The 23610-nt window shown below is 50.7% G+C and carries 20 protein-coding genes; 12 read left to right on the top strand and 8 right to left on the bottom strand.

All coding sequences use genetic code 11. The annotated features are described in order from the left end of the window. Positions 1–43: 43 nt before the first annotated feature. From C0K55_RS10725 to mtnN, 3 genes are read right to left on the bottom strand one after another with little or no spacing between them, the layout of a single operon-like run. Entirely contained in the window at positions 44–667 is a 624-nt protein-coding gene (locus tag C0K55_RS10725) for a TRIC cation channel family protein (RefSeq protein WP_000964219.1), read from the bottom strand. Positions 668–704: 37 nt separating this feature from the next. Beyond that, positions 705–1505, bottom strand: coding sequence for a vitamin B12 ABC transporter substrate-binding protein BtuF (btuF, locus tag C0K55_RS10720; protein ID WP_105266592.1), 801 nt, complete (start codon positions 1503–1505; stop codon positions 705–707). After that, positions 1498–2196 carry a 5'-methylthioadenosine/S-adenosylhomocysteine nucleosidase gene (gene mtnN, locus C0K55_RS10715; protein WP_000689856.1) on the bottom strand — a complete coding sequence of 233 codons (699 nt, stop codon included), beginning with the start codon at positions 2194–2196 and terminating at the stop codon, positions 1498–1500. The genes btuF and mtnN overlap by 8 nt, the downstream gene beginning before the upstream one ends. A gap of 83 nt (positions 2197–2279) precedes the next feature. Between mtnN and dgt the strand changes: the two genes are divergently transcribed. The 3 genes from dgt to cdaR all read left to right on the top strand — a co-directional run bounded on the left by dgt (position 2280) and on the right by cdaR (position 6663). Continuing rightward, positions 2280–3797 carry a dGTPase gene (dgt, locus tag C0K55_RS10710; protein ID WP_016262891.1) on the top strand — a complete coding sequence of 506 codons (1518 nt, stop codon included), beginning with the start codon at positions 2280–2282 and terminating at the stop codon, positions 3795–3797. Positions 3798–3926: 129 nt separating this feature from the next. Next, a complete protein-coding gene (degP, locus tag C0K55_RS10700; RefSeq protein WP_105266591.1) occupies positions 3927–5351 on the top strand; it encodes a serine endoprotease DegP in 1425 nt (474 codons plus the stop codon). 154 nt (positions 5352–5505) lie between these two features. After that, positions 5506–6663: a DNA-binding transcriptional regulator CdaR gene (gene cdaR / locus C0K55_RS10695; RefSeq protein WP_105266590.1), complete on the top strand. Its 1158-nt coding sequence runs from the start codon at positions 5506–5508 to the stop codon at positions 6661–6663. A gap of 63 nt (positions 6664–6726) precedes the next feature. Here the strand turns inward: cdaR and C0K55_RS10690 are convergent, their stop codons facing one another. From C0K55_RS10690 to map, 5 genes are all read right to left on the bottom strand, one after another. Continuing rightward, entirely contained in the window at positions 6727–7113 is a 387-nt protein-coding gene (locus tag C0K55_RS10690; RefSeq protein WP_000272188.1) for a DUF3461 family protein, read from the bottom strand. 158 nt (positions 7114–7271) lie between these two features. After that, positions 7272–8084 carry a phosphodiesterase YaeI gene (gene yaeI, locus C0K55_RS10685; protein WP_024214652.1) on the bottom strand — a complete coding sequence of 271 codons (813 nt, stop codon included), beginning with the start codon at positions 8082–8084 and terminating at the stop codon, positions 7272–7274. Positions 8085–8137: 53 nt separating this feature from the next. Next, positions 8138–8962 carry a 2,3,4,5-tetrahydropyridine-2,6-dicarboxylate N-succinyltransferase gene (gene dapD / locus C0K55_RS10680; protein WP_001186657.1) on the bottom strand — a complete coding sequence of 275 codons (825 nt, stop codon included), beginning with the start codon at positions 8960–8962 and terminating at the stop codon, positions 8138–8140. 30 nt (positions 8963–8992) lie between these two features. Further along, the gene (gene glnD, locus C0K55_RS10675) at positions 8993–11665 is read right to left on the bottom strand and encodes a bifunctional uridylyltransferase/uridylyl-removing protein GlnD (protein ID WP_105266589.1); all 2673 of its coding nucleotides are present in this window, start codon (positions 11663–11665) and stop codon (positions 8993–8995) included. A 179-nt stretch (positions 11666–11844) separates the two neighbouring features. After that, entirely contained in the window at positions 11845–12639 is a 795-nt protein-coding gene (gene map, locus C0K55_RS10670) for a type I methionyl aminopeptidase (protein WP_001018205.1), read from the bottom strand. 367 nt (positions 12640–13006) lie between these two features. On the opposite strand from map, the gene rpsB reads away from it, so the two are divergent. The 9 genes from rpsB to bamA all read left to right on the top strand — a co-directional run bounded on the left by rpsB (position 13007) and on the right by bamA (position 23492). Then, positions 13007–13732, top strand: coding sequence for a 30S ribosomal protein S2 (gene rpsB, locus C0K55_RS10660; RefSeq protein WP_000246882.1), 726 nt, complete (start codon positions 13007–13009; stop codon positions 13730–13732). Between the two features lie 256 nt (positions 13733–13988). After that, a complete protein-coding gene (gene tsf, locus C0K55_RS10650) occupies positions 13989–14840 on the top strand; it encodes a translation elongation factor Ts (protein ID WP_000818112.1) in 852 nt (283 codons plus the stop codon). A 146-nt stretch (positions 14841–14986) separates the two neighbouring features. Next, positions 14987–15712, top strand: a complete 726-nt coding sequence (gene pyrH / locus C0K55_RS10645) for a UMP kinase (protein WP_000224575.1) — start codon at positions 14987–14989, stop codon at positions 15710–15712. Positions 15713–16003: 291 nt separating this feature from the next. After that, complete coding sequence (gene frr / locus C0K55_RS10640) at positions 16004–16561, top strand: ribosome recycling factor (protein WP_000622419.1); 558 nt, start codon at positions 16004–16006, stop codon at positions 16559–16561. Between the two features lie 91 nt (positions 16562–16652). After that, positions 16653–17849, top strand: coding sequence for a 1-deoxy-D-xylulose-5-phosphate reductoisomerase (ispC, locus tag C0K55_RS10635; protein ID WP_000811946.1), 1197 nt, complete (start codon positions 16653–16655; stop codon positions 17847–17849). 188 nt (positions 17850–18037) lie between these two features. Beyond that, complete coding sequence (gene ispU / locus C0K55_RS10630) at positions 18038–18796, top strand: (2E,6E)-farnesyl-diphosphate-specific ditrans,polycis-undecaprenyl-diphosphate synthase (protein ID WP_001517776.1); 759 nt, start codon at positions 18038–18040, stop codon at positions 18794–18796. Positions 18797–18808: 12 nt separating this feature from the next. After that, entirely contained in the window at positions 18809–19666 is an 858-nt protein-coding gene (cdsA, locus tag C0K55_RS10625; protein WP_000922453.1) for a phosphatidate cytidylyltransferase, read from the top strand. An 11-nt stretch (positions 19667–19677) separates the two neighbouring features. Further along, on the top strand, positions 19678–21030 hold the full coding sequence (gene rseP / locus C0K55_RS10620) for a sigma E protease regulator RseP (protein ID WP_105263337.1): 1353 nt from the start codon (positions 19678–19680) through the stop codon (positions 21028–21030). A 29-nt stretch (positions 21031–21059) separates the two neighbouring features. Then, positions 21060–23492, top strand: coding sequence for an outer membrane protein assembly factor BamA (bamA, locus tag C0K55_RS10615; RefSeq protein WP_001240903.1), 2433 nt, complete (start codon positions 21060–21062; stop codon positions 23490–23492). The last annotated feature ends 118 nt before the right edge of the window (positions 23493–23610 follow it).

The following is a 23610-nucleotide window of genomic DNA, read 5'->3' as shown; positions in this document are numbered from 1 at the left end:
CTGCTTTTAATATGCCGGATAACCTATCCGGCATATCTTCTCTTCAACGTCCATTATCATCCAGTGCAAACGTCGGTAGTTTAAGATGCCAACGGATAGCTGCCAGCCGAATCAATAGCGTTACAACCATCCCCATCATACTGGCTGTTTCCAGCGGTACGGAGAACGTGTAATGGGCTGTAGCGTGGACAATACCGCCGATAATGCAGGCCGTCGCGTAGATTTCTGTGCGTAATATCATCGGGATTTCACGCGCCAGTACATCCCGGATGATCCCGCCGCCAACGCCGGTGATCACACCCATACAAACGGCAATCAGTGGGCCTGCTTCCGCATTAAAGGCTTTGTTGACACCAATACCAACAAACACCGCCAGGCCAACCGCGTCAAGCACAGGCAGCATCCATTTTGGTAAGCGTCTTGGCTGGCGTACCAGAACGATAGTCAACATACTGGTCACCATCGCGACGACCAGGTCTGTGGGATCTTTCACCCAAAATACCGGACCGTGATCCAGCGCCATGTCGCGAATTGTCCCGCCACCTACTGCGGTAACCACGCCCAGAACCAGGACGCCAAAAGGGTCCATACGCAATTTTCCGGCTAGCAAAACGCCGGAGATGGCAAATACCGCTGTGCCGACTATATCCAGCCAATAGACGAGCATTTCTCAATCCCCACTGAGCACCTGAAAATATCAGGCGCTAATCCACCTGTGAAAGCGCATTACAGAGTTGTTGTGCAGCGAGGATAATACGTGGGCTTGCGCGTTCAAACCAGTCGCTCGTGAGAGGAATAACGGGAATTTTGAGCTGTTCGCCCCAGTATTGCTTTATTTTAGGAATTTTATCCGCTCCGCCCGTGATGACAATAGCCTGTGGGGCGCGTGCTAATACCTGTTCGCGGCTAACCTGCGGCCAGGGAACCCGGCTGTCTTTAAAGATGTTTTCTCCGCCGCAAACTTCCAGCACCTGGTTCTGAATCGACTCTTTTCCGCTGGTGAACGGCGGATTAATGCCGAATTGTAAGAAAACACGTTTTTTAGGTTTATCAGCATATTGCGCTTTCAGTTGCGCATACTGTTCCAGTAAGGTTTGCGCGGCTTGCTCGGCTTTGTCTGGCTGCGGGCTCCAGGGTGCCAGTTGGCGTAGCGCATCAGCAATTTGTTCAATGCTTGTCGCATCGACCCACATCACTTTTATTCCCAGCGAAATCAGTTGGTCAACCTGCCGCTCGGCATTGCCCCCGCGCCAGGCAATCACCAGATCGGGCTTCAGCGCCACGATGCGCTCCAGATTCATCCCCTGCCAGGTGGAAACCTGCTCAATCTTCCGGGCTTCTGGTGGATAGTCGGAATAACTGCTGACCCCTACCGGGGTGATCCCGGCGGCAAAGGCAAGTTCAGTGTTGGCGGGAGAAAGAGTGATAACGCGCGGCGCGGCGTTGAGCCACAGCGGCGCGAGAAAAGACAGGGCGACCAGCGCCCTGAACAGTGACTTAGCCATGAGTCAGTTTCTGCACCAGTGACTCAACCATCAGGCTGGACTGTTTGGCTGCAACGGCCAGAAATTCGTCGAAGCTGAGATGAGACTGCTGATCGGCCACGTCAGAGATGGCGCGTACCACCACAAACGGTACGTTAAAATTGTGGCAGACATGAGCGATAGCCGTCGCTTCCATCTCTACCGCAATGGCTTGCGGGAAGTTGTGACGGATTTTCGCCAGAGCAACGGAGCCGTTGATGAAAGCGTCACCACTGACAATCAGACCGCGCACGGCGTTAAGATTCAGTTCGGCAATGCATGACTCGGCAGCCGCGATCAATTTATCATCAGCTTTGAAGCCTGCCGGGCAGCCAGGTAGCTGACCGTATTCGTAGCCAAATGCCGTTACGTCGGCGTCGTGATAACGTGTTTCGTCAGAGACAACGATATCGCCTACTTTCAGCGTTGATGCCAGCCCCCCCGCAGAACCGGTGTTAATAATCACATCTGGCTTGCAGTGCTCCAGCAGTAGAGTCGCACCCAGCGCCGCAGCGACTTTACCGATACCCGATTTCAGAAGCGCAACCTCGGTTCCGTTCAGTTGACCCGTGTAGATTTCACAGCCACCCAGGCGGAGAGTTTGACGGTTTTCGATTTTGTCACGCAGCAGTGTAACTTCTTCTTCCATTGCACCAATGATGCCGATTTTCATAGATTTACTCGCGATAAGCCCGATTTGAGGGCATAGTTTATCATGCGCTTAAGGGGAAGCGTATTTCTCACGCGGGAGAGGACATGACACAGATTGATTTCCGAAAAAAAATAAACTGGCATCGTCGTTATCGTTCACCGCAGGGTATTAAAACCGAGCATGAGATCCTGCGGATCTTTGAAAGCGATCGGGGACGTATTATCAACTCCCCGGCAATTCGTCGTCTGCAACAAAAGACCCAGGTCTTCCCACTTGAGCGTAATGCCGCCGTGCGCACGCGTCTTACCCACTCTATGGAAGTGCAGCAGGTAGGGCGCTATATCGCCAAAGAGATATTAAGTCGTCTGAAAGAGCTTAAATTGTTGGAGGAGTATGGTCTGGACGAGCTGACCGGCCCCTTTGAAAGCATTGTTGAGATGTCATGCCTGATGCACGATATCGGTAACCCGCCGTTTGGTCATTTTGGCGAAGCGGCGATTAATGACTGGTTTCGCCAGCGTTTGTACCCGGGGGATGCCGAAAGTCAGCCGCTGACCGATGATCGCTGTCGTGTGGCAACGTTGCGATTAAGGGAAGGAGAGGAACCGCTCAATGAATTGCGGCGCAAAATTCGTCAGGATTTATGTCATTTTGAAGGCAATGCGCAGGGGATTCGCCTGGTGCATACATTGATGCGGATGAATCTCACCTGGGCGCAGGTTGGCGGTATTTTAAAATATACCCGTCCGGCGTGGTGGCGTGGTGATACGCCTGAGACGCATAACTATTTAATGAAAAAGCCGGGCTATTATCTTTCCGAAGAAGTCTATATTTCCCGTTTGCGTAAAGAACTTAATTTGGCTCTTTACAGTCGTTTTCCATTAACGTGGATTATGGAAGCTGCCGACGATATCTCTTATTGTGTGGCTGATCTTGAAGATGCGGTTGAGAAAAGAATATTTACCGTTGAACAGCTTTATCATCATCTCCACGAGGCATGGGGTCAGCATGAGAAAGGTTCGCTGTTTGCACAGGTAGTAGAAAATGCCTGGGAAAAATCACGCTCAAATAGCTTAAGTCGCAGCACGGAAGATCAGTTTTTTATGTATTTACGGGTTAATACTCTCAATAAACTGGTGCCTTATGCGGCACAACGATTTATTGATAATTTACCGACGATTTTTGCCGGAACGTTTAATCATGCGCTGTTGGAAGATGCCAGTGAATGTAGCGATCTTCTGAAGTTATATAAAAATGTCGCCGTAAAACATGTATTTAGCCATCCAGATGTCGAGCAGCTTGAATTACAGGGCTACCGGGTGATTAGTGGGTTATTAGAGATTTATCGTCCTTTATTAAGTTTGTCGTTATCAGACTTTACTGAACTGGTAGAAAAAGAACGGGTGAAACGTTTCCCGATTGAATCGCGCTTATTCCACAAGCTCTCCACGCGCCATCGGCTGGCCTATGTCGAGGCCGTCAGTAAATTATCGTCAGATTCTCCTGAATTTCCTCTATGGGAATATTATTATCGCTGCCGCCTGCTACAGGATTATATCAGCGGTATGACAGACCTCTATGCGTGGGATGAATACCGGCGTCTGATGGCTGTAGAACAATAACCAGGCTTTTGTAAAGACGGACAATAAATTTTTACTTTTTGCAGAAACTTTAGTTCGGAACTTCGCGCTATAAAACGAATCTGAAGAACACAGCAATTTTGCGTTATCTGTTAATCGAGACTGAAATACATGAAAAAAACCACATTAGCACTGAGTGCACTGGCTCTGAGTTTAGGTTTGGCGTTATCTCCGATCTCTGCAACGGCGGCTGAGACTTCTTCAGCAACGACAGCCCAGCAGATGCCAAGCCTTGCACCGATGCTCGAAAAGGTGATGCCTTCAGTAGTCAGCATTAACGTAGAAGGTAGCACAACTGTTAATACGCCGCGTATGCCGCGTAATTTCCAGCAGTTCTTCGGTGATGATTCTCCGTTCTGCCAGGACGGTTCTCCGTTCCAGAGTTCTCCGTTCTGCCAGGGTGGCCAGGGCGGTAACGGCGGCGGTCAGCAACAAAAATTCATGGCGCTGGGTTCCGGTGTCATCATTGATGCCGATAAAGGCTATGTTGTTACCAACAACCACGTTGTTGATAACGCGACGGTCATTAAAGTTCAACTGAGCGATGGCCGTAAGTTCGACGCGAAGATGGTTGGCAAAGATCCGCGCTCTGATATCGCGCTGATCCAGATCCAGAATCCGAAAAACCTGACTGCAATTAAGATGGCGGATTCCGATGCGCTGCGTGTAGGTGATTACACCGTAGCAATCGGCAACCCGTTCGGTCTGGGCGAGACGGTAACTTCCGGTATCGTCTCTGCACTGGGACGTAGCGGCCTGAACGCCGAAAACTACGAAAACTTCATCCAGACCGATGCCGCAATCAACCGCGGTAACTCCGGTGGCGCGCTGGTTAACCTGAACGGCGAACTGATCGGCATTAACACCGCGATCCTCGCGCCGGACGGCGGTAACATCGGTATCGGTTTTGCTATCCCGAGTAACATGGTGAAAAACCTGACCTCGCAAATGGTGGAATTCGGCCAGGTGAAACGCGGCGAGCTGGGTATTATGGGAACCGAGCTGAACTCTGAACTGGCGAAAGCAATGAAAGTTGACGCCCAGCGCGGTGCTTTCGTAAGTCAGGTTCTGCCGAACTCTTCCGCTGCGAAAGCTGGCATTAAAGCGGGTGATGTGATCACCTCACTGAACGGTAAACCGATCAGCAGCTTTGCCGCGCTGCGTGCCCAGGTTGGCACCATGCCGGTGGGTAGCAAACTGACCCTGGGCTTACTGCGCGATGGTAAGCAGGTTAACGTGAACCTGGAACTGCAGCAGAGCAGCCAGAATCAGGTTGATTCCAGCTCCATCTTCAACGGTATTGAAGGCGCAGAGATGAGCAACAAAGGCAAAGATCAGGGCGTGGTAGTGAACAACGTGAAAACGGGCACTCCGGCTGCACAGATCGGCCTGAAAAAAGGTGATGTGATTATTGGCGCGAACCAGCAGGCAGTGAAAAATATTGCTGAACTGCGTAAAGTTCTCGACAGCAAACCGTCTGTTCTGGCACTGAACATTCAGCGCGGCGACAGCACCATCTACCTGTTAATGCAGTAATCTCCCTCAACCCCTTCCTGCAAACGGGAAGGGGTTCTCTTTTCAATTTGTGACTCCCTCCACAACTCCATATTTCTGCATTGTCCTTTGTGCATTTGCACAATGCTGTGCGTTGCGTACTTCCTTATGCTAAACCGTGCTCAACGGAGGGCTTATGGCTGGCTGGCATCTTGATACCAAAATGGCGCAGGATATCGTGGCGCGCACTATGCGCATTATCGATACCAATATCAACGTAATGGATGCTCGCGGGCGAATTATCGGCAGCGGCGATCGTGAGCGTATTGGTGAATTGCACGAAGGTGCATTGCTGGTACTTTCGCAGGGGCGAGTAGTCGATATTGATGATGCCGTGGCGCGCCATCTGCATGGTGTGCGACAGGGGAGCAATCTACCGTTACGGCTTGAGGGCGAAATTGTCGGCGTGATCGGACTGACCGGTGAACCGGAGCATTTGCGTAAATATGGCGAGCTGGTCTGTATGACGGCAGAAATGATGCTGGAACAGTCACGGTTGATGCACCTGCTGGCGCAGGATAGCCGACTGCGTGAAGAGCTGGTGATGCATCTGATTCAGGCTGAGGAGAGTACGCCAGCATTAACCGAATGGGCGCAGAGGTTGGGCATCGATCTCAATCAACCCCGCGTAGTAGCCATTGTCGAGGTCGACAGCGGTCAGCTTGGCGTCGATAGCGCGATGGCGGAATTACAGCAACTGCAAAACGCGCTGACTATGCCGGAACGTAATAATCTGGTTGCGATTGTTTCGCTGACTGAAATGGTGGTGCTAAAACCGGCGTTGAATCAGTTTGGGCGCTGGGATGCGGAAGATCATCGTAAGCGAGTTGAACAACTCATTACCTGCATGAAAGAGTATGGTCAGTTACGTTTCCGCGTTTCGCTGGGTAACTATTTTACCGGTCATGGTAGTATTGCCCGTTCTTATCGCACGGCGAAAACGACGATGGTCGTCGGTAAGCAGCGAATGCCAGAAAATCGCTGCTATTTTTATCAGGATCTGATGTTGCCTGTTTTACTTGATAGTTTGCGCGGTGACTGGCAAGCCAACGAACTGGCTCGTCCTCTGGCACGGCTCAAAGCGATGGATAATAACGGTTTGCTACGGCGTACGCTGGCGGCGTGGTTTCGCCATAATGTGCAGCCGCTGGCAACGTCAAAGGCGTTGTTTATCCATCGTAATACGCTGGAGTATCGTCTCAACCGTATCTCTGAATTGACCGGGCTGGATTTGGGTAATTTTGATGACAGGCTGTTGCTGTATGTGGCGTTGCAACTGGATGAAGAGCGGTAGGTTCATAACAAAATTAAAGCCGGGTGATACTTTACCCGGCTCGCAGAATGACATCAGTTACTATTATTTGCGTGTCAGCTTTTCCAGATCCGCCTCAATTTCGCTGATCTTATTGGTCACCACTGACTCCAGGTGACGCAAGTCATCGAGAATTTTACGTTTAAGATCCACTTCGCTACGATCGCGTTGGCAGATTTGATCAAGCTCATCAATGATATAACGCAGATTCGGGCTGATCTCCTGAACTTCTTTATAGCCCTGACCCACACCATCTGCAACCACCGTTTTGCGCTGACGTGGATATTTAAACTTCACGCTCTTGGCAAAAAACTCACCTTTATCTTTCTGGAAATAGATTTTCAGAATATCGTTGTTGGCTTCCTGCCGGAGGCTGTAACGATCAATTTCTTCAGGATTGGTAATACCCAGACTTTTCAGATTGTCGTACATAGCGTTACCTCAAAATGAGTCAGTAAATTGTGCTTATCTTAGCATTTGGCCTGGCCCGCCCGGCTCGACTGTGATCGCAGAAAGCCTTTTTCCAGACTTCTATCATGGCGTAAAAATTAAAAAATTACCTGCTTTATTCTGGCGATAGATTTTACGTTCTACACCAGTTCCAGTATCGTCACTTCCGGACGGCAGTTAAGCCGCAGCCCATACAAACTTCCCACGCCGCGGGTCGTATAGATTTTTCGTTCACCAAACGCATTTAACCCGGTGACGTAGCGTTTATCTTCGACTGGTGCAAAAGATTCGCCAACCAATGGCACGCGTAGCTGCCCGCCATGAGTATGACCGCACAGCATCAGATCCCAGGGGGCATCACGCATGACTTCTTTGCTGTCGGGATTATGTGCCAGCACCAGCCGTGGCAGATTAGCGTCGTTTACGCCGGGAGGGTTACATTGCCCGGCCCATAAATCCCCTGTGCCAACCAGTTCAAATTGTCGATTCTGTGTGGAGAGAACCGTTGCCTCGTTAAACAACACCTTGATACCAGCCGATTTCAGCGCTTCGCTAATTAAGCGATTCTTTTGCGTACCGACGGGGCGATCGTGGTTGCCGTAACAGGCAAATGTCGGCGCACATTCGGCAAGGGGAGATAGTACGCCACCAAACGCCGAAAAATTCAGCGGCATATCAAATAGTACGTAGTCGCCGCCCAGCAATATCAAATCGGGATTTTGCGCCACTCCAAGGGCAATGGCTTCTGATATCAGGGTGAGTGGAACAAAGCGGGAGTAATGGAGATCGGCAAGAAAAAGAATTTTGAACGGTGCGGCTTTATCTTTAAAAAAGACGATGTGCTGATGGGTTAATTCAAGCCAGCCGGGTTCCAGGTAATGTATATAGCCGAAACCTGAGCCTGCGGCTAACGTTGCGGTGGCAGCCTGTAAAAAACGTCGGCGTGAAATCATCATCTTTCCCTGCAAAGAAAACGGGCAGCATCATGCTGCCCGTGTACATACTCTTAATCGATGGTACGTAGCAGTTCGTTGATGCCGACTTTACCGCGGGTTTTCGCGTCAACTTTCTTAACAATAACAGCACAGTAAAGGCTGTATTTACCATCTTTCGACGGCAGGTTGCCAGAAACAACTACAGAACCTGCCGGAACGCGACCATAGTGGATTTCACCCGTTTCACGGTCGTAAATACGGGTGCTCTGACCGATGTATACGCCCATGGAAATAACGGAACCTTCTTCGACAATTACGCCTTCAACGACTTCAGAACGCGCGCCGATGAAGCAGTTATCTTCAATGATGGTCGGGTTAGCCTGCAGCGGCTCCAGCACACCACCGATACCTACACCGCCAGACAGGTGCACGTTTTTACCAATCTGCGCACAGGAACCGACTGTGGCCCAGGTATCAACCATCGTACCTTCATCAACGTATGCACCGATGTTGACATAAGACGGCATCAGCACAGTGTTACGGGCGATAAACGCACCCTGACGCACTGCCGCGGGTGGCACCACGCGGAAGCCTTCTTTCTGGAAACGTGCTTCGTCGTAGTTGGCGAATTTCATCGGCACTTTATCGAAGTAGCGGCTTTCTGCTCCTTCTACCACCTGATTATCATTAATACGGAAAGAGAGCAGCACCGCTTTTTTTAACCACTGATGCGTCACCCACTGACCGTCAATTTTTTCCGCAACACGCAGTGCGCCGGAATCCAGCAGGGCGATCACCTGATTTACCGCTTCGCGGGTAACGGTGTCTGCATTGGCTGGCGTGATCTCGGCACGGCGTTCAAAAGCGGTCTCAATAATGTTCTGTAACTGCTGCATTGTTAAACTCTTTTCATATCAGTAAACACATCACCCTTTATCGTTTGGATTGAGGGCCTCTGTCAACCGCTGATGTACTTCCTGCTGCAACTCGTTATTAAGTGCACGTCGGTCAGCGGTGGCGATTATGAATAAATCTTCTACTCGCTCACCAATGGTTGTAATTCTGGCACCATGAAGCGAAATTCCCAGATCGGCAAAAATTTTCCCTACCCGTGCCAGCAGTCCAGGCTGGTCGAGAGCAATCAGCTCGAGGAATGATTTTCGGTCGGTATGGGTTGGCAAAAACGTCACTTCGGTTTCAACGGTAAAATGACGCAGTTTGGCGGGTTGACGACGCGGCTGAGGTGGCTGCCAGCTACTTTGTGTCAGTATCTGCTCCAGACCAAAACGAATAACTTCATGGCGATCAGTGGACAGAGGGCTGCCATCTGGCTCCAGCACGATGAAGGTATCCATCGCCATACCGTCGCGGGTGGTGAAAATTTGCGCGTCATGAACGCTTAAATTGCGACGGTCTAACTCGGCACAAACGGCGGCAAACAGGTATGGGCGGTCCGGGCTCCAGATAAAAATCTCGGTGCCACCGCGCGTGGCTTGCGGGCTAAGTAATACCAGCGGCTTACTTAAATCGTGCTGTAATAAATGGCGCGCGTGCCAGGCCAGTTGATTTGGGCTATGGCGGACAAAATAGTTAGCGCGACAGCGCGACCAAATTTGGTGCTGCGCCTCTTCGTCGATGTTATCCATGCGCAACAGAGCCAGCGCCTGAAGCTGGTGATGGCGAACCCGTTCGCGCATATCCGGCGTATTTTGCATTCCGCGTCGTAGCTGCTTTTCGGTAGCAAAATAGAGCTCACGCAACAGACTTTGCTTCCAGCTATTCCACAGCGTTTCGTTAGTGGCACAAATATCAGCCACCGTCAGGCATACCAGATAGCGCAGACGATTTTCCGTTTGTACTTCTTCGGCAAACTGTTTGATGACTTCCGGGTCCTGAATATCACGGCGCTGAGCGGTTACCGACATTAGCAAGTGCTGGCGAACCAGCCAGGCCACCAGTTGCGTTTCGCGCGAGTTCAGCCCGTGGAGTTCAGCAAAATTTACCACGTCTTGTGCGCCGAGTATGGAGTGATCGCCGCCGCGTCCTTTGGCGATATCATGAAACAATGCGGCGATGAAAATCAGCTCCGGCGATGGCAGGCGTGGCCAGACATCCACACACAACGGGTGGCGAGGGCGCGTCTCTTCACTGGCAAAACTTTCCAGTTTCAGCATCACGCGAATGGTGTGTTCATCTACTGTGTAAGCGTGGAACAAGTCAAACTGCATCTGCCCGACGATATGCGACCACTGCGGCATATAGGCACCGAGCACGCTATGACGATGCATTGGCAAAAGTCCGCGACGCACTGCGCCAGGGTGTCGAAGAATGCTTAAAAACAGTTTTCGCGCTTCCGGAATATTACACAGCGGTTGTTGCAGATGGCGACGGGCATGGCGCAACTGACGCAGCGTGGTGGAGTAAATACCAGTGATCGCGCTATTGCGCACCATGGTATAAAACATGCGCAAGATGGCTTCCGGCTGGCGCATAAACAGCGTTTCATCGCGTAGGTCGATCAGCGTACCACGTAGCTGAAATTCATCGTCAATCGGACGTGGTTTTTCATCTGCGGGGAGGGCGAGGATGGCTTCATCGAACAGTTGCAGCAGCATCTGGTTGAGTTCGCTGACGCGACGCGTGACGCGGAAATAATCCTTCATCATTCGTTCGACCGGTTCGTTACCTTCGCCACTGTAATTCAGACGCTGGGCGACGCTTAACTGGCGATCAAACAGCAGTCGGTTATCGTAACGGCTAACGACCAGATGCAGGGCAAAGCGAATGCGCCACAATATATGCAGACACTCGTTTAATTCCGCCCGCTCCGCAGACGTTAAGAAGCCAAACCCCACCATTTCATCCAGCGATGTAGCACCGAAATGTCGGCGGGCGACCCATTGCAGGGTGTGGATATCACGCAAGCCGCCGGGGCTGCTTTTGATATCTGGTTCGAGGTTGTAACTGGTGCCGTGATAACGCTGGTGGCGCTGGTTTTGCTCCTCAACTTTCGCCGCGTAGAACTTGTCAGAAGGCCAGAATCCTTCGCTGAAAATATGCTTTTGCAGTTCGAGAAATAGCGCCACATCGCCAATCAACAGACGTGATTCAATTAAATTGGTGGCGACGGTTAAATCCGATAACCCTTCCAACATACACTCTTCAAGGGTGCGCACGCTATGACCGACTTCCAGCTTCACATCCCAGAGCAGCGTTAACAGTTCGCCCACTTTTTGCGCCTGATCGTCCGGGAGTTTTTTACGACTTAAGATCAGTAAATCGATATCTGAAAGCGGATGTAACTCGCCGCGACCATAGCCACCGACGGCAACCAGCGCCAGATCGGCAATCTGGCTGAAACCCGCTTCTATCCATAAACGTTGCAGGAGCTGGTCGATAAACTCAGTGCGCGCCTCAATCAATTGTTCCGCAGAAATCCCGCTGTCAAAGGCATCGCCCAGCCAACGCTGGAAAGTGTCGATATGGGCTTTTATTCCACAGACGGTTAATTCATCACGGGGCCAGACGCCAGGGTTTTGCGGTTGACCGGGAAGGGTGGGGAGAGCGGTGTTTGCGTACTGTTCTGGAAGGGTATTCATTGTGCGCCACCCATAAGATTAAATTATCGCATTAAAAAAGCCGGCATTCGCCGGCTTCAGATTGTTGACAAAGTACGCTTTGTTCATGCCGGATGCGGCGTGAACGCCTTATCCTGCCTACAACTTCTTGCAAATGGAGAAGGTAGGACGCATCAGGCAATTTTGCGTTTGTCTTCCTCTTATTCGTCGTGCGAGATTATCGCCGGGATGGTGTCATCCTTGCGTAGCGTCAGAATTTCGCAGCCGTTATCGGTCACTACAATAGTATGCTCGTATTGTGCAGACAAGCTGCGATCTTTGGTTTTTACCGTCCAGCCATCTTTCATGGTGCGGATCTCTTTTTTACCCGCGTTGACCATTGGCTCGATGGTGAAGGTCATCCCCGGTTTCAGCACGACGTTGGTTTCTGGGGAGTCATAGTGCAGCACTTGCGGCTCTTCATGGAAGCCGCGACCAATGCCGTGCCCGCAATATTCACGAACGACGGAGAAGCCTTCTGCTTCGACAAATTTTTGAATTGCCGCGCCGATTTCACGCAGATTAATGCCCGGTTTTACCATACGCAGCGCCAGATACAGGCTCTCTTGCGTAATGCGACACAGGCGTTCGCCCATGATGGTCGGTTTACCGACGATAAACATTTTTGAGGTGTCGCCGTGGAAACCATCTTTGATTACGGTGACGTCAATGTTAACGATGTCGCCGTCTTTCAGCAGTTTGGCGTCGTCCGGGATACCGTGGCACACCACTTCATTAATAGAAATGCAAACGGATTTCGGATAACCGTGATAGCCGAGGCAGGCAGAAACTGCGTGTTGCTGATTAACAATATAATCATTACAGATGCGATCCAGTTCGCCGGTGCTGACGCCCGGTTTAACATACGGTTCGATCATTTCCAGCACTTCGGCAGCCAGGCGGCCAGCGACGCGCATTTTTTCGATATCTTCAGGGGTCTTGATTGAGATAGCCATTAATTCTGTCCATCAGCGTCGGTGATACCGACAATATATATTTAAGTGCTGTCAATGGTATCACACCCTGCCAAATTGAGAATCATTCTGAACTTCGCGAAACGTGCCACCGAGGGTTTCCTGTAATAGAAAATTCATCGTGTGATGTTGTACACCGCACCAACAATTATTGGAGTCCACGGCGTATTTGTGGTATAAAGCGCGCCGGACTTCCGATCCATTTCGTATACACAGACTGGACGGAAGCGACAATCTCACTTTGTGTAACAACACACACGTATCGGCACATATTCCGGGGTGCCCTTTGGGGTCGGTAATATGGGATACGTGGAGGCATAACCCCAACTTTTATATAGAGGTTTTAATCATGGCAACTGTTTCCATGCGCGACATGCTCAAGGCTGGTGTTCACTTCGGTCACCAGACCCGTTACTGGAACCCGAAAATGAAGCCGTTCATTTTCGGTGCGCGTAACAAAGTTCACATCATCAACCTTGAGAAAACTGTACCGATGTTCAACGAAGCTCTGGCTGAACTGAACAAGATTGCTTCTCGCAAAGGTAAAATCCTTTTCGTTGGTACTAAACGCGCTGCAAGCGAAGCGGTGAAAGACGCTGCTCTGAGCTGCGACCAGTTCTTCGTGAACCATCGCTGGCTGGGCGGTATGCTGACTAACTGGAAAACCGTTCGTCAGTCCATCAAACGTCTGAAAGATCTGGAAACTCAGTCTCAGGACGGTACTTTCGACAAGCTGACCAAGAAAGAAGCGCTGATGCGCACTCGTGAGCTGGAGAAACTGGAAAACAGCCTGGGCGGTATCAAAGACATGGGCGGTCTGCCGGACGCTCTGTTTGTAATCGATGCTGACCACGAACACATTGCTATCAAAGAAGCAAACAACCTGGGTATTCCGGTATTTGCTATCGTTGATACCAACTCTGATCCGGACGGTGTTGACTTCGTTATCCCGGGTAACGACGACGCAATCCGTGCTGTAACCCTGTACCTGGGCGCTGTTGCTGCAACCGTTCGTGAAGGCCGTTCTCAGGATCTGGCTTCCCAGGCGGAAGAAAGCTTCGTAGAAGCTGAGTAATAAGGCTTGATAACTCCCCCGAAATAGTTCGAGTTGCAGGAAGGCGGCAAGCTCGAGAATCCCAGAGAGCTTACTTAAGTAAGTGACCTGAGTGAGCGAGCGAAGACAACGCGCCTGCAGCTTGAAATATGAAGGGGAGAGCCCTTATAGACCAGGTAGTACACGTTTGGTTAGGGGGCCTGCATATGGCCCCCTTTTTCACTTTTATATCTGTGCGGTTTAATTCCGGGCAGATCACATCTCCGAGGATTTTAGAATGGCTGAAATTACCGCATCCCTGGTAAAAGAGCTGCGTGAGCGTACTGGCGCAGGCATGATGGATTGCAAAAAAGCACTGACTGAAGCTAACGGCGACATCGAGCTGGCAATCGAAAACATGCGTAAGTCTGGTGCGATCAAAGCAGCGAAAAAAGCAGGCAACGTTGCTGCTGACGGCGTGATCAAAACCAAAATCGACGGCAACTACGGCATCATTCTGGAAGTTAACTGCCAGACTGACTTCGTGGCAAAAGATGCTGGTTTCCAGGCGTTCGCAGACAAAGTTCTGGACGCAGCGGTTGCTGGCAAAATCACTGACGTTGAAGTTCTGAAAGCACAGTTCGAAGAAGAACGTGTTGCGCTGGTAGCGAAAATCGGTGAAAACATCAACATTCGCCGTGTTGCTGCGCTGGAAGGCGACGTTCTGGGTTCTTATCAGCACGGCGCGCGTATCGGCGTTCTGGTTGCTGCTAAAGGCGCTGACGAAGAGCTGGTTAAACACATCGCTATGCATGTTGCTGCAAGCAAACCAGAATTCATCAAACCGGAAGACGTATCCGCTGAAGTGGTAGAGAAAGAATACCAGGTACAGTTGGACATCGCGATGCAGTCTGGTAAGCCGAAAGAAATCGCAGAGAAAATGGTTGAAGGCCGCATGAAGAAATTCACCGGCGAAGTTTCTCTGACCGGTCAGCCGTTCGTTATGGAACCGGCAAAAACTGTTGGTCAACTGCTGAAAGAGCATAACGCTGAAGTGACTGGCTTCATCCGCTTCGAAGTGGGTGAAGGCATCGAGAAAGTTGAGACTGACTTTGCAGCAGAAGTTGCTGCGATGTCCAAGCAGTCTTAATTATCGAAAAGGAGCCGCCTGAGGGCGGCTTCTTTTTGCGCCCATCTTGTAAATTCAGCTAACCCTTATGGGGCTGCGCTGAAAAGCGACGTACAATGTCGCCAGTATTAATTCATTTCAATCGTTGACAGTCTCAGGAAAGAAACATGGCTACCAATGCAAAACCCGTCTATAAACGCATTCTGCTTAAGTTAAGTGGCGAAGCTCTGCAGGGCACTGAAGGCTTCGGTATTGATGCAAGCATACTGGATCGCATGGCTCAGGAAATCAAAGAACTGGTTGAACTGGGTATTCAGGTTGGTGTGGTGATTGGTGGGGGTAACCTGTTCCGTGGTGCTGGTCTGGCGAAAGCGGGTATGAACCGCGTTGTGGGCGACCACATGGGCATGCTGGCGACCGTGATGAACGGCCTGGCAATGCGTGATGCACTGCACCGCGCCTATGTGAACGCTCGTCTGATGTCCGCTATTCCATTGAATGGCGTGTGTGACAGCTACAGTTGGGCCGAAGCTATCAGCCTGTTGCGTAATAACCGTGTGGTGATCCTCTCTGCCGGTACTGGTAACCCATTCTTCACCACTGACTCTGCAGCTTGCCTGCGTGGTATCGAAATTGAAGCCGATGTGGTGCTGAAAGCAACCAAAGTTGACGGTGTGTTTACCGCTGACCCGGCGCAAGATCCAACTGCAACTATGTACGAGCAGTTGACCTACAGTGAAGTGCTGGAGAAAGAACTGAAAGTGATGGACCTGGCTGCCTTTACGCTGGCTCGTGACCACAAATTACCGATTCGTGTTTTCAACATGAACAAACCGGGTGCGCTGCGCCGTGTGGTAATGGGTGAAAAAGAAGGGACTTTGATTACGGAATAATTCCCGTAATGGATAAATAAGGGTAAGATTCCGCATAAGTATCGCGGGGGCGTAAGTCTGATTATAAGGCGTTATTGTTTCAGGCAGTTTGGTCACGGCCAGCGCGCAACAACCGGAGCGTACAAAAGTACGTGAGGATTGCGAGCACAGCCCTGGGTCAAAATGGCAAATAAAATAGTCTAATAATCCAGACGATTACCCGTAATATGTTTAATCAGGGCTATACTTAGCACACTTCCACTGTGTGTGACTGTCTGGTCTGACTGAGACAAGTTTTCAAGGATTCGTAACGTGATTAGCGATATCAGAAAAGATGCTGAAGTACGCATGGACAAATGCGTAGAAGCGTTCAAAACCCAAATCAGCAAAATACGCACGGGTCGTGCTTCTCCCAGCCTGCTGGATGGCATTGTCGTGGAATATTACGGCACGCCGACGCCGCTGCGTCAACTGGCAAGCGTAACGGTAGAAGATTCCCGTACACTGAAAATCAACGTGTTTGACCGTTCAATGTCTCCGGCCGTTGAAAAAGCGATTATGGCGTCCGACCTCGGCCTGAACCCGAACTCTGCGGGTAGCGACATTCGTGTTCCACTGCCTCCGCTGACGGAAGAACGTCGTAAAGATCTGACCAAAATCGTTCGTGGTGAAGCAGAACAAGCACGTGTTGCGGTGCGTAACGTGCGCCGTGACGCGAACGACAAAGTGAAAGCACTGTTGAAAGAAAAAGAGATCAGCGAAGATGATGATCGCCGTTCTCAAGACGATGTACAGAAACTGACTGACGCTGCAATCAAGAAAATTGAAGCGGCGCTGGCAGACAAAGAAGCAGAACTGATGCAGTTCTGATTTCTTGAACGACAAAAACGCCGCTCAGTAGATCCTTGCGGATCGGCTGGCGGCGTTTTGCTTTTTATTCTGTCTCAACTCTGGATGTTTCATGAAGCAACTCACCATTCTGGGCTCGACCGGCTCGATTGGTTGCAGCACGCTGGACGTGGTGCGCCATAATCCCGAACACTTCCGCGTAGTTGCGCTGGTGGCAGGAAAAAATGTCACTCGTATGGTAGAACAGTGCCTGGAATTCTCTCCCCGCTATGCTGTTATGGACGATGAAGCGAGTGCGAAACTTCTTAAAACGACACTACAACAACAAGGTAGCCGCACCGAAGTCTTAAGTGGCCAGCAGGCTGCTTGCGATATGGCGGCGCTTGACGATGTTGATCAGGTGATGGCTGCGATTGTCGGTGCCGCAGGCCTGCTACCTACGCTTGCCGCGATCCGCGCGGGTAAAACCATACTGCTGGCAAACAAAGAATCACTGGTCACCTGTGGACGTCTGTTCATGGACGCCGTAAAGCAGAGCAAAGCGCAGTTATTACCCGTCGATAGCGAACACAACGCCATTTTTCAGAGTTTACCGCAACCTATTCAGCACAATCTGGGATACGCTGACCTTGAGCAAAATGGCGTGGTGTCCATTTTACTTACCGGGTCTGGTGGCCCTTTCCGTGAGACGCCATTGCGTGATTTGGCAACAATGACGCCAGATCAAGCTTGTCGTCATCCGAACTGGTCGATGGGACGTAAAATTTCCGTCGATTCGGCCACCATGATGAACAAAGGTCTGGAATACATTGAAGCGCGCTGGTTGTTTAACGCCAGCGCCAGCCAGATGGAAGTGCTGATTCATCCGCAGTCAGTGATTCACTCAATGGTGCGTTATCAGGACGGCAGTGTTCTGGCGCAGTTGGGTGAACCCGACATGCGAACGCCAATTGCCCACACCATGGCATGGCCGAATCGCGTGAACTCTGGCGTGAAGCCGCTCGATTTTTGCAAACTGAGTGCGTTGACATTTTCCGCACCGGATTATGAACGTTATCCATGTCTGAAACTGGCGATGGATGCGTTTGAACAAGGCCAGGCTGCGACGACGGCATTGAACGCCGCAAACGAAATTAGTGTTGCAGCCTTCCTTGCGCAACGGATTCGTTTTACGGATATCGCCGCGTTGAATTTATCCGTGCTGGAAAAAATGGATATGCGCGAACCACAATGCGTGGACGATGTGTTGTCTGTTGATGTCAATGCGCGCGAGGTCGCCAGAAAAGAGGTGATGCGTCTCGCAAGCTGAGGATAATCCGGCTACAGAGAGTCGTGCTATTTGTTAGCGTAGGGCTTCAGTGATATAGTCTGCGCCATCTGATCGTAAGTAGTTGGCTTTCTAAGGTCAGGTATGCCGTGGTTTGACACGGCTTTTTTTTGTATAGGCTTCAGTATTCCTGAGTACCGTAAACCCTTTCAGGGAATAAGAAACGCGTGATGTTGTCTGCTACTCAACCACTTAGCGAAAAATTGCCAGTTCATGGCTGTCGCCATGTCGCGATCATTATGGATGGCAACGGGCGCTGGGCAAAAAAGCAAGGGAAAATTCGCGCCTTCGGGCATAAAGCCGGGGCTAAATCGGTCCGTCGGGCGGTCTCTTTTGCGGCCAACAACGGTATTGAGGCGTTAACGCTGTATGCCTTTAGTAGTGAAAACTGGAACCGACCAGCGCAGGAAGTCAGTGCGTTAATGGAACTGTTTGTGTGGGCGCTTGATAGCGAAGTAAAAAGCCTGCATCGGCATAACGTGCGTCTGCGTATTATTGGCGATACCAGTCGCTTTAACTCGCGTTTGCAAGAACGTATTCGTAAATCTGAAGCGTTAACTGCCGGGAATACCGGTCTGACGTTGAATATTGCGGCGAACTACGGTGGACGTTGGGATATAGTCCAGGGCGTCAGGCAACTGGCTGAAAAGGTGCAGCAAGGAAATCTGCAACCGGATCAGATAGATGAAGAGATGCTAAACCAGCATGTCTGTATGCATGAACTGGCCCCTGTAGATTTAGTAATTAGGACTGGGGGAGAGCATCGCATTAGTAACTTTTTGCTTTGGCAAATTGCCTATGCCGAACTTTACTTTACAGATGTTCTCTGGCCCGATTTCGATGAACAAGACTTTGAAGGGGCGTTAAATGCCTTTGCTAATCGAGAGCGTCGTTTCGGCGGCACCGAGCCTGGTGATGAAACAGCCTGATGGGGGTCGCTTTTGCTGAAGTATCGCCTGATATCTGCTTTTGTTTTAATACCCGTAGTCATCGCGGCACTGTTTCTGTTGCCGCCGGTGGGGTTCGCTATTGTTACGCTGGTGGTCTGTATGCTGGCAGCGTGGGAATGGGGACAGCTTAGCGGTTTTACCACTCGCTCGCAGCGGGTATGGCTGGCGGTGCTGTGCGGGTTATTGCTGGCGCTGATGCTTTTTCTGTTGCCAGAATATCACCGAAATATCCATCAACCGCTGGTTGAAGTCTCGCTTTGGGCTTCGCTTGGCTGGTGGGTTGCTGCGTTGTTATTGGTGTTATTCTACCCCGGTTCTGCGGCAATCTGGCGAAACTCCAAAACATTGCGCATTATCTTTGGTGTATTAACCATTGTTCCCTTCTTTTGGGGCATGCTGGCGTTACGGACATGGCACTATGACGAGAATCATTACAGTGGCGCGATATGGCTGCTCTATGTCATGATCCTGGTCTGGGGAGCCGACTCTGGCGCATATATGTTTGGCAAATTGTTTGGCAAACATAAGTTGGCACCGAAGGTTTCTCCAGGCAAGACCTGGCAGGGCTTTATTGGCGGACTCGCGACCGCAGCGGTAATCTCATGGGGTTACGGCATGTGGGCGAATTTGAACGTTGCACCTATCACCTTACTCATTTGCTCTATTGTCGCGGCGTTAGCCTCAGTGTTAGGCGACTTGACCGAGAGCATGTTTAAGCGTGAAGCAGGAATTAAGGACAGCGGTCATTTAATTCCAGGACACGGCGGTATTTTGGATCGTATTGATAGCCTGACGGCTGCGGTGCCGGTCTTTGCTTGTCTGTTGTTGCTGGTATTCAGGACGCTTTGACGGAAGGTATTATGCTGAGTTTTCTCTGGGATTTGGCTTCGTTCATCGTTGCACTGGGTGTGCTTATCACCGTGCATGAATTTGGTCATTTCTGGGTTGCCCGGCGTTGTGGTGTCCGCGTTGAGCGATTCTCGATAGGCTTTGGTAAGGCGCTCTGGCGCCGGACTGATAAGTCAGGCACTGAATATGTCATCGCCCTGATTCCGTTGGGCGGTTATGTCAAAATGCTGGATGAGCGCGCAGAACCGGTTGTTCCGGAACTCCGCCACCAGGCCTTCAATAATAAATCTGTCGGCCAACGTGCGGCGATTATAGCCGCAGGTCCGGTTGCAAACTTCATTTTTGCTATCTTTGCCTACTGGCTGGTTTTTATCATTGGCGTGCCTGGTGTTCGTCCGGTGATTGGCGAAATATTGCCCAACTCGATAGCTGCGCAAGCACAAATTGCACCAGGTACGGAACTAAAAGCCGTTGATGGTATCGAAACGCCTGATTGGGATGCTGTGCGTTTGCAGTTGGTCGATAAAATTGGCGATGAAAGTACCACCGTTACCGTAGCACCATTCGGCAGCGACCAGCGACGCGATGTAAGGCTCGATTTACGTCACTGGGCGTTTGAGCCTGATAAAGAAGATCCTGTATCTTCTTTGGGGATTCGTCCCCGTGGGCCGCAAATTGAACCTGTACTGGAAAATGTGCAGCCAAACTCAGCGGCAAGCAAGGCGGGTTTGCAAGCAGGCGACAGGATCGTTAAAGTCGATGGTCAGCCATTAACGCAATGGGTGGCGTTTGTGATGCTTGTCCGGGATAACCCGGGTAAAGCCTTAGCGTTGGAAATTGAAAGGCAGGGGAGTCCCTTGTCTTTAACATTAGTCCCGGAGAGCAAACCGGGTAATGGCAAGGCGATTGGCTTTGTCGGTATTGAGCCGAAAGTCATTCCTTTGCCAGATGAGTATAAAGTTGTACGCCAGTATGGGCCGTTCAACGCCATCGTCGAAGCCACGGACAAAACGTGGCAGTTGATGAAGCTGACGGTCAGTATGCTGGGAAAATTGATCACCGGTGATGTGAAACTGAACAACCTCAGTGGGCCGATCTCTATCGCCAAGGGGGCTGGGATGACAGCGGAACTCGGGGTTGTTTATTATCTGCCGTTTCTTGCGCTTATTAGCGTGAACTTAGGGATAATTAACCTGTTTCCGTTGCCCGTACTTGACGGGGGGCATCTGCTGTTCCTTGCGATCGAAAAGATCAAGGGCGGACCGGTATCCGAGCGGGTTCAAGACTTTTGTTATCGCATTGGCTCGATTCTGCTGGTGTTGTTAATGGGGCTTGCACTTTTCAATGATTTCTCTCGGTTATGAGAGTTAGTTAGGAAGAACGCATAATAACGATGGCGATGAAAAAGTTGCTCATAGCGTCGCTGCTGTTTAGCAGCGCCACCGTATACGGTGCTGAAGGGTTCGTAGTGAAAGACATTCATTTCGAAGGCCTTCAGCGTGTCGCCGTTGGTGCGGCCCTCCTCAGTATGCCGGTGCGCACAGGCGACACGGTTAATGATGAAGATATCAGTAATACCATTCGCGCTCTGTTTGCTACCGGCAACTTTGAGGATGTTCGCGTCCTTCGTGATGGTGATACCCTTCTGGTTCAGGTAAAAGAACGTCCGACCATTGCCAGCATCACTTTCTCCGGTAACAAATCGGTGAAAGATGACATGCTGAAGCAAAACCTCGAGGCTTCTGGCGTGCGTGTGGGCGAATCTCTTGATCGCACCACCATTGCTGATATCGAAAAAGGTCTGGAAGACTTCTACTACAGCGTCGGTAAATACAGCGCCAGCGTAAAAGCTGTCGTGACACCACTGCCGCGTAACCGTGTTGACCTTAAACTGGTGTTCCAGGAAGGTGTGTCAGCAGAAATCCAGCAAATCAACATTGTTGGTAACCATGCTTTCACCACCGACGAACTGATCTCTCATTTCCAACTGCGTGACGAAGTGCCGTGGTGGAACGTGGTAGGTGATCGTAAATACCAGAAACAGAAACTGGCGGGCGATCTTGAAACCCTGCGCAGTTACTATCTGGATCGCGGTTATGCTCGTTTCAACATTGACTCGACTCAGGTCAGTCTGACGCCGGATAAGAAAGGTATCTACGTCACGGTGAACATCACCGAAGGCGATCAGTATAAGCTCTCTGGTGTTGAAGTGAGCGGCAATCTTGCCGGCCACTCCGCTGAAATTGAGCAACTGACGAAAATCGAGCCGGGTGAGCTGTATAACGGCACCAAAGTGACCAAAATGGAAGATGATATTAAAAAGCTTCTCGGTCGCTATGGTTATGCCTATCCGCGCGTACAGTCGATGCCTGAAATTAACGATGCCGACAAAACCGTTAAATTACGTGTGAATGTCGATGCGGGTAACCGTTTCTACGTGCGTAAGATCCGTTTTGAAGGTAACGACACATCGAAAGATGCCGTCCTGCGCCGTGAAATGCGCCAGATGGAAGGTGCCTGGTTAGGCAGCGATCTGGTTGATCAGGGTAAAGAACGTCTGAATCGTCTGGGCTTCTTTGAAACGGTTGATACCGATACCCAACGTGTTCCGGGTAGTCCGGACCAGGTTGATGTGGTTTACAAGGTCAAAGAACGTAACACCGGTAGCTTCAACTTCGGTATTGGTTACGGTACAGAAAGTGGCGTGAGCTTCCAGGCGGGCGTACAGCAGGATAACTGGTTAGGTACGGGTTATGCTGTTGGTATTAACGGTACTAAAAACGATTACCAGACCTATGCTGAACTGTCCGTTACCAACCCATACTTCACTGTAGATGGCGTAAGCCTTGGTGGTCGTGTCTTCTATAATGACTTCCAGGCAGATGATGCCGACCTGTCCGACTATACCAACAAGAGTTATGGTACAGACGTGACGTTAGGCTTCCCGGTTAACGAATACAACTCGCTGCGTGCAGGTCTGGGTTATGTACATAACTCCTTGTCTAACATGCAGCCGCAGGTCGCGATGTGGCGTTATCTCTACTCTATGGGTGAACATCCGAGCACCTCTGATCAAGATAACAGCTTCAAAACGGACGACTTCACGTTCAACTATGGCTGGACCTATAACAAGCTCGACCGTGGTTACTTCCCGACGGATGGTTCGCGTGTCAACCTGACGGGTAAAGTGACCATTCCGGGATCGGATAACGAATACTACAAAGTGACGTTAGACACGGCGACCTATGTGCCGATCGACGACGATCACAAATGGGTTGTGCTGGGCCGTACTCGTTGGGGTTACGGTGATGGCTTAGGCGGCAAAGAGATGCCGTTCTATGAAAACTTCTATGCCGGTGGTTCCAGCACCGTGCGTGGCTTCCAGTCCAACACCATTGGTCCGAAAGCGGTTTACTTCCCGCATCAGGCCAGTAATTATGATCCGGACTACGACTACGAATGTGCGACTCAGGACGGCGCAAAAGATCTGTGTAAATCGGATGATGCTGTAGGCGGTAACGCCATGGCGGTTGCCAGCCTCGAACTCATCACCCCGACACCGTTCATTAGCGACAAGTATGCTAACTCAGTCCGCACTTCCTTCTTCTGGGATATGGGTACTGTTTGGGATACAAACTGGGATTCCAGCCAATATTCTGGATATCCGGACTATAGTGATCCAAGCAATATCCGTATGTCTGCGGGTATCGCATTACAATGGATGTCCCCATTGGGGCCGTTGGTGTTCTCCTACGCCCAGCCGTTCAAAAAGTACGATGGAGACAAAGCAGAACAGTTCCAGTTTAACATTGGTAAAACCTGGTAAGTGTTCTCCACAAAGGAATGTAGTGGTAGTGTAGCGATGACTTTTGGCGATCTTTATAAGATCGCCGGGCCACGCAAAGAACTGCACCTTCCGGTGCAAATGGGATGGTAAGGAGTTT

Source organism: Escherichia sp. MOD1-EC6098 (genome assembly GCF_002965865.1).
Taxonomy (GTDB): Bacteria; Pseudomonadota; Gammaproteobacteria; order Enterobacterales; family Enterobacteriaceae; genus Escherichia; species Escherichia marmotae.
Note: the sequence above shows the minus strand (reverse complement) of the source record. Positions and strands in the feature narration are given on the sequence as shown.